Annotated in this window: 13 protein-coding genes and 1 tRNA gene; 3 read left to right on the forward strand and 11 right to left on the reverse strand. The window is 48.0% G+C overall.

What is annotated here, in order from left to right; all coding sequences use genetic code 11:
* Positions 1-7 precede the first annotated feature (7 nt).
* The 5 genes from AC3WT9_RS09930 to AC3WT9_RS09950 form a co-directional block, all read right to left on the reverse strand.
* Positions 8-1,564 (reverse strand): extracellular solute-binding protein, encoded by a 1,557-nt coding sequence (locus AC3WT9_RS09930; protein WP_492407555.1) that lies wholly within the window; start codon positions 1,562-1,564, stop codon positions 8-10.
* A gap of 92 nt (positions 1,565-1,656) precedes the next feature.
* Complete coding sequence (locus AC3WT9_RS09935) at positions 1,657-2,532, reverse strand: carbohydrate ABC transporter permease (protein ID WP_038589718.1); 876 nt, start codon at positions 2,530-2,532, stop codon at positions 1,657-1,659.
* Between the two features lie 24 nt (positions 2,533-2,556).
* Entirely contained in the window at positions 2,557-3,468 is a 912-nt protein-coding gene (locus AC3WT9_RS09940) for an ABC transporter permease (RefSeq protein ID WP_341097630.1), read from the reverse strand.
* A 167-nt stretch (positions 3,469-3,635) separates the two neighbouring features.
* A complete protein-coding gene (locus AC3WT9_RS09945; RefSeq protein ID WP_492407556.1) occupies positions 3,636-5,483 on the reverse strand; it encodes a sensor histidine kinase in 1,848 nt (615 codons plus the stop codon).
* A 59-nt stretch (positions 5,484-5,542) separates the two neighbouring features.
* Entirely contained in the window at positions 5,543-7,204 is a 1,662-nt protein-coding gene (locus AC3WT9_RS09950) for a response regulator transcription factor (RefSeq protein ID WP_341378181.1), read from the reverse strand.
* A gap of 286 nt (positions 7,205-7,490) precedes the next feature.
* Here AC3WT9_RS09950 and AC3WT9_RS09955 point away from each other — a divergent pair, with 286 nt between their 5' ends.
* The 3 genes from AC3WT9_RS09955 to AC3WT9_RS09965 are packed head-to-tail and all read left to right on the forward strand — an operon-like array spanning position 7,491 to position 9,651.
* Positions 7,491-7,784 (forward strand): PadR family transcriptional regulator, encoded by a 294-nt coding sequence (locus AC3WT9_RS09955; protein ID WP_052092522.1) that lies wholly within the window; start codon positions 7,491-7,493, stop codon positions 7,782-7,784.
* Complete coding sequence (locus AC3WT9_RS09960; protein WP_341378180.1) at positions 7,781-8,929, forward strand: DUF2812 domain-containing protein; 1,149 nt, start codon at positions 7,781-7,783, stop codon at positions 8,927-8,929. The genes AC3WT9_RS09955 and AC3WT9_RS09960 overlap by 4 nt, the downstream gene beginning before the upstream one ends.
* Before the next feature lie 44 nt (positions 8,930-8,973).
* Positions 8,974-9,651 carry a DUF7002 family protein gene (locus AC3WT9_RS09965; protein ID WP_341091941.1) on the forward strand — a complete coding sequence of 226 codons (678 nt, stop codon included), beginning with the start codon at positions 8,974-8,976 and terminating at the stop codon, positions 9,649-9,651.
* Here AC3WT9_RS09965 and AC3WT9_RS09970 read toward each other — a convergent pair.
* The 6 genes from AC3WT9_RS09970 to AC3WT9_RS09995 form a co-directional block, all read right to left on the reverse strand.
* Positions 9,632-10,288 carry a hypothetical protein gene (locus AC3WT9_RS09970; RefSeq protein WP_341091939.1) on the reverse strand — a complete coding sequence of 219 codons (657 nt, stop codon included), beginning with the start codon at positions 10,286-10,288 and terminating at the stop codon, positions 9,632-9,634. The genes AC3WT9_RS09965 and AC3WT9_RS09970 overlap by 20 nt on opposite strands.
* 56 nt (positions 10,289-10,344) lie before the next feature.
* On the reverse strand, positions 10,345-10,767 hold the full coding sequence (locus AC3WT9_RS09975) for a hypothetical protein (protein ID WP_341091936.1): 423 nt from the start codon (positions 10,765-10,767) through the stop codon (positions 10,345-10,347).
* Positions 10,764-10,967 carry a helix-turn-helix transcriptional regulator gene (locus tag AC3WT9_RS09980; RefSeq protein WP_038589712.1) on the reverse strand — a complete coding sequence of 68 codons (204 nt, stop codon included), beginning with the start codon at positions 10,965-10,967 and terminating at the stop codon, positions 10,764-10,766. The genes AC3WT9_RS09975 and AC3WT9_RS09980 overlap by 4 nt, the downstream gene beginning before the upstream one ends.
* Before the next feature lie 162 nt (positions 10,968-11,129).
* Positions 11,130-11,996, reverse strand: coding sequence for an alpha/beta fold hydrolase (locus AC3WT9_RS09985; RefSeq protein WP_341091934.1), 867 nt, complete (start codon positions 11,994-11,996; stop codon positions 11,130-11,132).
* On the reverse strand, positions 11,993-12,589 hold the full coding sequence (locus AC3WT9_RS09990; protein WP_341091932.1) for a TetR/AcrR family transcriptional regulator: 597 nt from the start codon (positions 12,587-12,589) through the stop codon (positions 11,993-11,995). Before AC3WT9_RS09990 ends, AC3WT9_RS09985 begins: the two co-directional genes overlap by 4 nt.
* A 273-nt stretch (positions 12,590-12,862) precedes the next feature.
* A tRNA-Leu gene (locus AC3WT9_RS09995) sits at positions 12,863-12,946 on the reverse strand.
* Positions 12,947-13,062 lie beyond the last annotated feature (116 nt).

A 13,062-nucleotide genomic window follows, 5' to 3' on the forward strand; every position in this document is an offset into this window, starting at 1 on the left:
CAGCCTTTTATTTAGCGGATGCCGCATACCAGTCATTAACTTCTTTGACACTCGCTTCTCCGCCAGCGGCATTGTACTTTTCAACAAAGGTTGTTACCGCCTCAGGGGTCTCCTCACCTACGATTACCTTGACGGCAAAATCATTGATCATCTGACCCAGTGAAGCATTGCTCTTGGAATATTCCGGCAGGGATGGAGCCAGCGCAAGCGGATCAGAGATTCTGGCCTCTGCAGGCAGCTCATTGTTAAGGAAGGAGAAGCCGGCAAACAGACGTGCATCCTTCTGGACACGGGCCTGCCAATAGATTGGATACAGCTTTTCATCGATACCGGTCAGATAGTTGCTTGCATTGCCCCGTTCATCCGTGAACAGCGGCAGAATCGGGCTGTACATGCCATCTTTAAACGTATGATGTTTGCCTTCCTCTCCGATGGCGATCAGCTTGAACGTTTCTTTCTCCAGCTTGGCATTGATCCATTTAATTGCATCTTCAGGATGTTTGGCAGATTTCGGAATAAAGGTAATGCGGTCGAACCCGCCGCTCATCCCGAGGCCCATTTGCCCGTCTTTCCCTTTTAAGGCAGGAAGGTAAGCAAACTTGGCATCCGGGAAATTTGCAGCCAGCGCATCAGCAATGCCCGGAATGTCATACCAGGGAAGCTGAATTACACCCACCTTGCCGCTGGTGAACTTCTCCTTCAGGGTAGCATCCTTGTTCACTGCAAATTCCTTGTCCAGAAGACCCTGCTTATACAAATCGGACATATAAGTTAAATATTCCTTGAATCCCGGGTGCAGCGGTGTCGGCACCAGTTTGCCGTCGACCTGGTTCCAGCTTGTGCCAATTCCGAATGCACCGGTAATATTGGCTGTCGTTGCGAGAGCACCGTCAATGGACATCGGTGCGCCGTTGCTGCCGTTACCGCCGGGATCTTTTTCCTTAAACGCCTTGAGCACTGCTGTAAATTCATCCAGCGTCGTCGGCATCTTTAGCCCCAGCTTATCGAGCCAATCCTGGCGGATCATCAGATCGGCCCCGGCAAACTGCGAAGAGCTGTTCGGAATCGCGTACAGTTTGCCATCTACCTTCATGGCATCAAAGGACGCCTCTGAGATGGACGCTTTAATATTGGGTCCAAACTCATCAATTAGCGGTCCCAGATCCACCAGCGCACCCATTTTGGCATAATCGGTATACACGGCTTTTTCACCGGAAATGGTAATAACGTCATAAGGCTCACCGGAGGAAATCAGCAGGTTAAGCTTATCCATCGCTTTGTCTGCCGGTAGCATTTCGTATTTCACCTTGTAGCCGGTCTGTTCTTCAATCACTTTGGCAAGCGGATACGTGTTGTAATCATCCTTTGACCACAGATTGAGCGATTTCAGCTCAGGTTTGGAATCGCTTTCAGTTATTGCAGCGGTTGTAGACGCCGGAGCCTTTGCCCCCTCCTCTATTCCCTTGCTCTCTTTGTTACCATTGTTACCCGATGAACCGCAGGCCGTTGCTGCAAGCAGCAGCCCGGTGCACATCATGAGAGACAATCCTTTTCTATATTTCATCCTTATAACCCTCCTCCAATTGTATGGGGTGATGCTGTATATGAAACGCTCTGTCAAAGAGCGGCTTCATAGCGCAAGCTGCGGGGACAAAATCAGCCTTTTACAGAGCCGATCAGCACCCCTTTGATAAAATACTTCTGCAGAAACGGATACACAAACAGGATCGGGACAGTGGAAGCTACCACAGTCGCTGCGCGTATGCCTTCAGGTGACATATTCATGAGATCGTCCACGCTTTTGTTCACAGCATTGGCCGCACTGGCATCCATTACGACATCCTGCAGATACAGCTGCAAAGTCTTAAGCGCGGTATCGTTGATATAGATCATCGGGCCGAAATAATCATTCCAGAAGCCCACGGCATAGAACAGGGCAATGGTGGCGATAACCGGCATGCTGAGCGGCAGGATGATCCGGAACAGGATAGTGTACGTCTTGGCACCGTCAATCCGTGCCGATTCCTCCAGCGCTTCGGGAAGACTCTCGTAGTAACTCTTGATAACCAGCATATTAAAGACACTGATCATCCCGGGCAGAATCAGCACCCATAGATTGTTGATCAAATGCAGCTGGCGCATCAGCAGATAATTGGGAATCAGCCCTCCGTTGAACAGCATAGTGAAGATGAACAGCACCATAATGAAGGAAATACCCGGCAGATTACGTTTGGATAACGGGTACGCGGTAAGTGCGGTCATCAGGATCGAAATAGCCGTTCCTACTACAGTGACACCGATGGATACACAAAAGGCGCGTATGAACATCGAGGAGGAAATAACCTCCTTCAAAGTGTCAAGCTGGAAGCCCACAGGCAGGATGCCCACCTTGCCGGAAGTGATTGCCCATTCTTCACTGACCGATTTGGATAACACGTTCAGCAGCGGCAGAAGCATAATAATCCCCAGGGCGATCAGGAAGACATACACGGAGATATCGAGCACCAGATCTCCTTTGGTTCGTTTGGTCATTGTTATCTTCTCTCCCTTCCCGGATTACCAGATTCCGCGCTTAAGCAGCTTGCGGCTGATGTAGTTGCCTGAGACAATCAGGATGAAACCGACGACGGAGTTAAACAGCCCGACTGCTGTACTGAAGCTGTAGTCCATCTTGCCAAGACCGATCCGGTACACGAAGGTTCCGATGACATCAGCTGTTTCATATACCACCGGATTGTACATTGTGAGAATTTGCTCTGTACCCGCGTCGAGTACTGAACCGAGACGGAGTATGAACATCAGCACCACCGTCGGCAGAATTCCCGGAATGGAAATATGCAGCATCCGGCGGATTCTGCCCGCCCCATCAATGGCAGCCGCTTCATATTGCTCCTGATCAATACCGGCAATGGCGGCAATGAAGACGATGGCATTCCAGCCCGTTTCCTTCCAGCCTGCGGTAAACACCACGAGACTGCGGAAATACTCATTGCTGACAAAAAAACTGACCGGCTCTCCGCCAAACCACTGGATGATGTTGTTGACCAGCCCGCCCGATGTGGAGAGGATGGTCACGAATAAGCCAGAGATAATGACCCAAGACAGAAAATGCGGAAGATAAATGATCGTCTGAATCGTCCGTTTGAAGAACATCAGCCGAACCTCGTTCAGCACCAGCGCGATGAAGATAGGAACCGGAAAAAGGATCACAATTTTATAAACGCTGATTAACAGCGTATTCATAAACACCCTTCCGAATTCTTCCGACTGGATCAGCTTATGAAATTGCTCCAGCCCTACCCACTCGCTGCCCTTAATGCCTTCAAAAATGTTGAAATCCTGAAAAGCAATCAGCACCCCGTAAAGCGGTGTATATTTGAAGAGCAGGAGAAACAATAATCCGGGGATCAGCAGTACATAATAATCCCTGTTTCTCCATGCATATCTCCACCTGCTTGCGGACCTGATTCTGGTTGGCTTAACCTTGCTCTTCGGGTTCAAATCCGTGACACCTGCGCCCAAGATGACTCACCCCCAACTGTTTATGGGTTAATTATAAAGATGGACCCCGGTACTGGTGTAGGAGGTAAAGCGATTATTTCTGGTCTCAGGTGACTGTAATAAAGCTGCAGAAACTATTCTGATGAAACCGCTTTAAATTTCACAGTAACAAGGGTTCCCTTTCCGTTCTCCGTCTCAATGGACAAGCCATACCGGTTGCCTGAGAAATAGCGGATTCTTTCATTGACATTATAGAGCCCAAACGAACCCTCTGAACTGCCCGGCTGAAGCCCGGCAGACGGCTCGGTCAGCAGACGGTTGGCCTGCTCCTGACTCATACCGATTCCGTCATCAGAGACTGTGAGTACAATATCTCCCTGTTCAAAAGCTGCGGTAATTATGATCACTCCTTGTTTTTGCTTCGTCTTGCGGATGCCGTGAAGCAGAGCGTTCTCCACCAGAGGCTGCAGCGTCAGCTTCGGCATCATATATTGTTCAAGCCCCGGTTCAGCATGAATGTTGAACGTAAACGTGGACGGAAAGCGGTTCTGCTGAATCTCCAGAAATACCTTGGCCAGGTTCAGCTCATCCACAATGCTGACGTTGTCGCGCCCCTGGTTCAGGCTGAGCCGGAAATAACGGGCCAGCGCTTCAATCATCTGGCTCGTGTCCTCGGCGTCATGGGCAATGGCTGACCAGTTGATCATATCCAGAGCATTATACAGGAAATGGGGATTGATCTGCGCCTGAAGTGTGCGGAGCTGAGCCTCCCGCTCCTGCATCTTGGCCTGATACGATTCTTCCATCAGGTTATTAACCTTGTGAATGAGATGGTCCACGCTGCGCTCCAGCAGCCGGAAATCACCATCAGGCATGGAGCGGCGGTCCTCCAGCCAGCCGATCCCTTCCTTGCGGATCATTCTGAGAATCATCTGCACTCTGCGCTGCATGCCTTGAATCATGAACATGAAGAGCACAAAGACCAGTACAAGGAACAAAACCGTAATTCCCGCTAGTGTAGCAATACTGGTGAACTGATTCATCGCAGTAGCCCTATGCGAAATCTCAGGCTCCGATACCTGTGCGACCAGCTTCCAGCCAGTCGTTCCGATGGTGGTGTACACTACGTTCACTTCTTCACGGCCAATCGAATGCTTTAGGATGCCTTCCCCCGAGTGTTCGATGGTGTCAAGCAGCTCTTCAGGCAGGACATCCGCGTCCTGTTGCAGGTTTCCTGGTTTGTTATCCAACTTATTCAGACCGGCACTATCTGAACTGTAGATCAATCTGCCGCTGGCATCGGTTAGATACGGCGTATACTTGTCCGAGAACTGCAGCTCCGACATAATCTCCCCGATCAGACCCTCGGACACATCCATCACGAGAATACCCACAATCTCTTCATATTCCTGGGGATTGCGCAGCATCCGGGCAACGGAAAAAATATTTTTTTTACCAATGTCGTTATACTTCTCCTGGTAAACACCGGTCCATACCATCCCCCCGCCGGCCTCTATCACCGATTCATACCATGGATATCTCTTTGCATCCTCGAGGGCATACAGATTAATCCGGTCTCCGGCATACAGGCGGGAAGGATCAACAAAAAAACGCAGGCGGAAAATATCCTCATTCTCCTGCGCGGTTTCCGCCAGATTGCGGAGCTCCTTAATTTGTTTTAGCTGCTCCGTGATACTGGCTTTCTGGAGCAGATTATCGTAGAGGATTTGATTCATAAACACCGAATTGCTGCTGTCGCGGATGTGTTCCAGCTTGTAGGTTAAATTCAGTCCAGCCTGCTTAAGTGTAAGCTGCATCGAACGGGTAACTTCCTGTTCCAGAATTTCACTAGACCGCTGATAGAAGGAGGCCAGTAAAATAGACACCGGCAGCAAGATTAGCAAGGCATAGACAAGCAGCCACTTTCTTGCGGCCAGAATCCCCTGTCCAAGTCCAGTCAGATAGCTCCATCCCAGTTTCATAAAGGTGACACCTCATTTCTCCGGCCTTTTTGTCGTATCGCCCTTGGGAGGCACAAGTTCTAATTTTGCTGTTCTCTGTAGGCGCTGGGTGTGCTCCCGGTCATTTTTTTGAACAGTTTGCTGAAATGGCTGGGATCGGTATAACCTACGGCATAACAGACCTCGTAAAATTTGTTCTGCGGATCTCTCAGCAGCGTTTTCGCCTTTTCAATCCGTACTTTGGTCAAATATTCAAACACGGTTTCACCCGTTTCCTGCTTATACAGCAGCCTTACATAGGTAGGACTGAGATATACGCCTGCTGCAATATCGGCGATCGTCAAATTGTCCGCATAGCGCTCTCCGATCAGGCGGCGGACCCGTTCAATGACCTCACTGGACTTTCCGCTGCGTTTGGCCTCCACAAAATCACAGACATGCCGCAAATACGATTCCGTATACCGCAGCAAATCCTGTATCGTTTCCTGGCGCATAACCAGCTTCCAGGCTTCCATTTCCCGTTGCTCCCACTCTGCCGTCATGCCGTTCAGCTCTATCAGCACCTGGCTGGACTGCAGGATCAGGTGGAGACTGACATTCTGCGCGTAACGGGAGCCCTGCCCCCGGTTCTGCTCCAGCAGGCCAAAGATACCACTCAATTCCCCCTGCAGCCGGTTTTGATCGCCTGACTTAAGGGCAGTGATTACGCGTTCGCTCCATTCCGGCTCAAATCGGTAACGCAGATTCTCTCCGGACTCAATGTTGTCCATCGTCAGAATGCGATTTTTACCCAGATACCATTTCTGGTCGGCGGCAGCTCTTGCCTGCTTATAAGAGGCCGGCACCTCAGAAAGGCTGCCTACTCCATCCCCCACCCCGATAGTTACGCTCAGCTTCAGCCATTTCCGCAGATTGTCGCGGATCGATTCCGCCAGCAGCAGCAATTCGTTCTCGGGAGAGCGGTCAGCTGACAGCTCCGGTTTGATCTCCCGGTCCGCCTCCTGCCCTCCAAAAGAACGGGTCAACAAAATGCCGACATACTCTCCCGGCTCCTTCTCAAACGTCACACCGCGCATTTGCTTATCCGTTAACTCTTGAATGATATTCAGCACCGTATAGGACAAAAGCTGTTTATCCCGCTCACTGCGTGAATCCATTACCTGCGGAACATCATCAATTACGATGACCATAATGATATAGCTGTCCGCAGAGAGCAGCGACAGTCCCAGAAATTGCAGTTTATCCTGAACCTGGGCCATGTTGATGTTGTCGCTGACCACCGACAGCAGAAATTTCTCGCGCAGCAGCGGCATGCTCTGGGTTAGCTTAACCTGCATTTCCTTCACCCGGTCCTGCTCCCGCCTCTCCGCATCCAGTGCAGCAGTCACTTTTCCCATCACGGCGTACAATTCTTTCCTGCTGACTGGTTTGAAAATATAATCAGCCGCATGCATCTGCAGCGCCGATTTCAAATACTCTGCATCGTTGTGCCCGCTGATGAACACAATTTTGGCATCCGGCAGCAGCGCACGGACCTCCGCAGCCATCGTAATTCCGTCCATGGAAGGCATCTGCACATCCGTCAGCACAATATCCGGCCTAAGCTCACGTATGAGCGTAAGCCCTGTATCTCCGTCATCCGCGGTTCCGATCAATTGAATCCCTTGTGCCGCCCAGTCTACATAAGTGCGCAGCCCGTTCACCACCGAGGGCTCATCATCCACAATGACTAATGTTTTCATAGTATCAGTTCCTCTCTATATGAGATTATTTGTTTCACAGAATTAAATACCTTATTTCATTGTAAAAAATTTCAACCGATTAAGATATTCTCCTGCAAAAATAATACAAAGCAGGATTAATGGATTGTAATCCCCCTCATTTCTTATTTCCCGGGAAAGTTTCTTTGCATAATAAGTCACGTCGTGATATAGTCACGTTATGACATAGTCACGATGAGACATATATTTTGTGAAAAAGGTGATTTTGGTGTCCTCCATTGAAAAAGCACTTAAAAAGTACGTGCCGATGACCGAGACAGCATTCTACATTCTGTTGTCCCTGACCAAACCGCGCCACGGATACGGAATCATCAAGCATGTTGAAGAATTGTCAGGCGGACGGCTCAGACTGGGGTCAGGTACGGTCTATGGAACATTGACCAAAATGAACAAAGACGGCTTGATCACCGTATTTGCCGATGAAGAGAGAAAAACGGTATATGAGGTATCGGAGCTTGGAAAAAAAGTGATGACCGTAGAAATTGGCAGATTGAAAGAACTGCACAACAATGCGATTAACTGCGAGGAGGAATTCTTATGAAGACTGTATTTCGGCCTTTCTGGAGCTACGACTTACTCAAAACAGAAACCTGGCTGACCGGGATGGCCAGCCAGGGATGGCTGCTTGAAGGATGGAATATTAAACTTCGGCGGTTTATTTTCCGGCAGGGTAAGCCGGGCAACATTACCTATCAAATCGGGTATGCTCCATCAGCTCAAACCTCCTTGTCCACCTATCTGGCTGCTGAGGGCTGGACTAGGAACGTGCATCAAGGCAAGTGGACCATTTATGCCAATGAACGGCAGCCCGGCCAAATCAATGCCTACCCCTCCCGTAAGGAAGCAATCAAGCGAAACCGGAAGATTTCTTATTTTTTCATAGCGATTATCGTTTATTTGTTATTAATTGCACTAATTCCGCTAATCACGATAGGTTTTTCCCTTTCCCAGGATACGCCCCTCCGGGTAGTGAAAAGCCCCATGTGGCTGGTTACCTGTATCGCTGCAGCCTTCGCCATCGCTCTGCTGGTACTTGCGGTCTATTCCGTTATCAAGATCAGGACAGCCAATAAAACATTACGCGGCGACAATCAAGACAGCTACGAACTTGACGTACAGCCCAATCCTACCGGACCCAAGATCATCCGGATCAAACTAGGCTGGATGTACGCTCCGGACCGGCTGGAGCAGTGGCTTGAGAACAAAGAACGGCTTGGATTTAATCTGTGTAAAATCGGTTTAGGCGGAACGCTGTTCTATTTCTGCAAAGGCAGCCCTCGGCGGATGAACTATCATGCCGACTATCAAGTGATTTCCGATGAAGGTTATTTGGAGCTGCATAGGGAAGCCGGCTGGAAGAACGTCTACAGTTCCCTCTCCTCCTTGCAGAAATGGACGATCTGGAGCCGGGAATATTCGGAAGGCGCTGAGCGCCCTGAAATATACAGCGATCAATTCCACCGCTTAAAGCACGCCCGAAAAATCGCCATCAGCTACACTGCGCTATTCCTCCCGATGCTTCTGCTCTATAGCGTGAATTTGGGGGCATTTATTGATGGCATGCTAAATGACGGAATCACCGCTTCCCGGGCATGGATTACTTCGCTTATGTTCATCAGCATTCTCCTTTTCGGGTCGTTCGCGGGCAGAACCTGGCTGTATTACCGGCGTCTTAAGAAACAATAGGCCGTTGAAGAATATCCGCCTACCGCAAAGGACAAAATGCCAATATGATAACAACCACCCTAGCAGCTATCACTAAAAGCCCGTTAAGACGCTCGCTCTACCATTTCACCAGAGCACGCAATCTTCCGGCTATTGCCGGACTGGACAGACTGGCCGCATCCGTGCTTTTAGACCCTGAGCATGCATGCGGTGTGCACCGGACGACGCTGCAGCAGTCCCGCTATCAAGGCCGCTCAGTCTGGTTAAATGCCCATCTGCGGATCACGCCTGAGGCCATGGACCCGGAAACAACGCCGGAGCAATTCCGCGCCTGCCTTGACCGGCATGTCTTCCTGTGGCCGACAGAGCGTGATTGTCTTGCCATGGCTGCTATGTACTCCCGCAGAGAACCCATGGAACATTTTGCCATCCTGAAATTCTCCGCCTATGAACTGCTGAGTGATCATTTCGAGCATATCAGGCTGTCCAAATATGACTCCGGAAGCTCCCCGCGGTATCCGCACCGGATGTCTTACCGCAAGAGCTGCGGGATGCTGCTGCCCATTGAACGTTTCATGGAAGCTGCCGGACATTCGATCCCAACCAAACCTTCCGAGATCAAAGAAGTGCTGGTTGAACAGCAATTGACTCCGGTAAGCCGCTATCTCCAGACGGTATATTGCTCCGACCCCGAAAGGGTTCCTGAGGTCTGGAAGCCGCTTTTTATGCCGGGATACCTGTAATATAAAAAGCAATAAACAACAATCCGGGCATTAAGGTTGCCGGGAAGCCTTTGAATCCCTTTTTATCTTTTACAGCAAAAATGACGGCAATGTTCAGCAGCTGCCCTCCCAGAATGGGCAGTACTGCAAATAACAGGGCAAACTCACTGTCCGATTTCAATGCTACCATTGTCAGCATCGAATAATAGACCAAATCCCCCACGCCGATGAGCGGGATCAGCCCCCGCTTTCCGGGAACCGGAAGACAAATAGACAACCGCGCAGCTGTATTGTTTTGTCCTATTAGTTTGGCATTAAGCGTGAACCGCCCTCTCTTGGTGAAACTAAACACATCCATTACCACCACTCCGAGAGCAGCACCAATGATCGCACTCTCCGACACGAATACGTAGGCTGACAGCATATGCGCCAGAAAAAGTGCGCAGACGATGTTCAAACCATTGTGCAGATAAATAACAGTCCGGCTGATCCTCTTCTTCCAGATCCAAATATTTGCTGCTAACGCAGCTGTGAATCCGGCAATGGCAATCGCATGCGGCAACTCACGAACAATTCCCGCCAATGTCGTTATAAGCACCGTAAGAAAAAAAATATAAGTAAATTCCCAATGCATCCTGTTCTTTGCAGCATCAACCATTGTGATCTTCCTCCAGTGTTAAGTAACTCCTTGTATTCCCGCTTCTCCCATATAGGCTACATCTGTTTGCTGTATTTAATCGTGTAGAAGAGCTGCGTAAAATAGCCAAATAAATAAAGGCCAATGGTGGTCAACACCACCCATAGAGAAATCCCTGCAAAGATAAACAGAAACGGCAGTGCAATCATAACCATAAACATAATATCGAAGGCTTTGGCCTTGGCTTTCATCCGGATAGCTGTATTGCGTTCGTCGCGGAAATCAATCACAGCCTGCTTTTTGAGCTTGGGATGCTTCCGGTAATACCCTTGAACGATAAGATTAGCGGCACTCATACTGAACAGCCCCGAGCCTATCCCCACACATATTCCGGCAAGCTTTTCTGTACTTTCATCAATCACCAGAAGGCCGACCACAGTCAAAATACCTCCAAGTAGCAGCAGAATAGTAAACAGCCAAACTGTCTTGTTCATTTTCATTCCGATTCCTCCTCATAGATAAAAATATCTTCAATGGCCAGCTTGAAATAGCGGGCAATTTTAAAGGCTAGAATAATGGACGGATTATATCTCCCATTTTCGAGCGAACCAATGGTCTGCCGCGAAACTTCTAATGCCTCGGCAAGCTCCTCTTGCTTAATCCCCCGCTCCTTGCGAAGCTGCTCCAGTCTGTTTTCCATGCTTTCACCTCACTCATTACGGAAAGTTAACTTTCCATAATAATAACATTCACCTTTTCCAATGTAAAGTACACTTTCCATTTGCTTATAAGCTCTATTAAATATAAAAAAGGCCCTTGACGGCATCACAGCCAAATCAAGAGCCTGCCAATACGGGCAGAACTATTCAAAAAAATTCTCTATTTCCTTAACTATAGTTTCAAGGTTTCTGTTGTTTTGAAAATGGCTTGCATTTTCCAGGACAACAATTTTTTGCAGATGGTTAAAAATCTTTTTCGACCTTGGAACAACCTGTTCAGCAGGGAAAAATATATCTTGATCAGCGACAATTAGTAAGGAAGGTGCGGTGTACGCCATCAATTCTTCCTTGGTAGCATACTTGGGAAATACCGTTTCCAACCGGACATAATCATATATGTATTGTATCTGCAACAACAAATCCTCATGGATTTCATCATCGAACATTGCTGCACAAGCCTTGTACAAATTTTTATCGGTAGAAATAACTTTATATATAGCAAGCGGAATGAGTATCTTCCTCATCATGCCGAGCATTTTACCTCCCGCAATACCTGAAGGTACAAGAAATACTGCTTTTTCAATACGCTCAGGTGCGTAGGCAGCCAAACGTATAAGTATTCCGCCTCCGTACGAGGGTCCAATAAATTTCGCCTTCGTTAGACCCAGACCATCCATAAGATCACAAACCCACTCAGCGTATTCATTTGTTTTGGGATTGAGCCGGATTTCAGCACTTTTGCCCGGATGTCCGATGGTATCTGGTGCATAAATACGATAGATCTTCGACAGAGGTTCAAACCACTTAAGCGTTATTGGATTGACTACATTTCCTCCGTGAAAGCAGATTAAGGGTGGTGCTGTTTCATCACCCCCGACTAAAATATGGGTTTTGCCAAATCGCGTATCCACGTATCGGCTCTCAAATTTCGTATCCAGCCGGGATTGCAGCTTGTCATAGATGCGAAGTATTTTTTCTTTACCCAAGGGACTTTTATAGATTGACTTCATCGCTCCACCCTCCCTTCAAAAATCCTCTCCGCAAGACTTTCGATAAAGAAATGCACCACTTCTTCATGATGCTCTCCGCTAATCTCATTTTTATGAAGTACCGTGAAAAATATCGCCCTCATCGCAGAGGATACAAAACCTATATCACATTCAACCTCAAGGTACTTTAAGAGCATTGAGATTTCGTCCTCGTCATCCGATAGATGTTCTTTAACAGTTTCTTCCGGCAGCTTTTGGATCAGAAGCTCGTAATCACCGTTTTGAAGATTTAGAATCCACGGGTTTTTCTGGACCTCTTTAAACATTTGCATAAGACCTTGGATAAAACTCTGCTTTGGGGGCTCATTAGAGGTTTTTAATGCTTCAAGCATTGCATTCTTTATACGTTTATCAACGCTTTTAAGAACATCGAAAAAAAGCAGTTCTTTTGATGGATAAAATAAATAAAATGCACCTTTTGAAATACCCGCCATTCTGACAAGCTCGTCCACGCTGGTTTTTTTAATTCCATACTTTCCCCAGCATATCTCAGCCTTGCTTAGGAGCCTTTCCTGTATCATTTCCTTTTCTTTATCGCTAAATTTCTTCGCCATGCCGCCTCCTTAATACTATATGACTGTTTTTGATTTTATAGTCATAAAATAACATTTTTATTCCTTGAAATCAATAGGCATCCGGGAGAAAAGGCAATTAACGCCGGCGACACGTTCAATTCGCCTAAATATACTAAACCAGACAAGTGGAAACAGCTCTTCCGTCCTCAAAAGGAAGGTATCCGTTTCAGCGAGTATAGCGTGAAGCATATAATTCCTTATATTTCAAAAGAAAAAACCCTTCCTAAGAAGGGTTTTCTTTGTAAAGCACGATGCGGTCAAGAGGACTCGAACCTCCACGATATTGCTACCACTGGCACCTGAAGCCAGCGCGTCTGCCAATTCCGCCATGACCGCATATTATGATGACTCGCTTTCGCGGTCACAAGATAGATCATATCATACTGAGAAATCAGTGTCAATCTTTTTTGACTTTTCGTTGGTTTCATTAATTTTTGGTTAAATATTGCTTT

This window comes from Paenibacillus sp. EB106-06-01-XG199, from assembly GCF_058791575.1.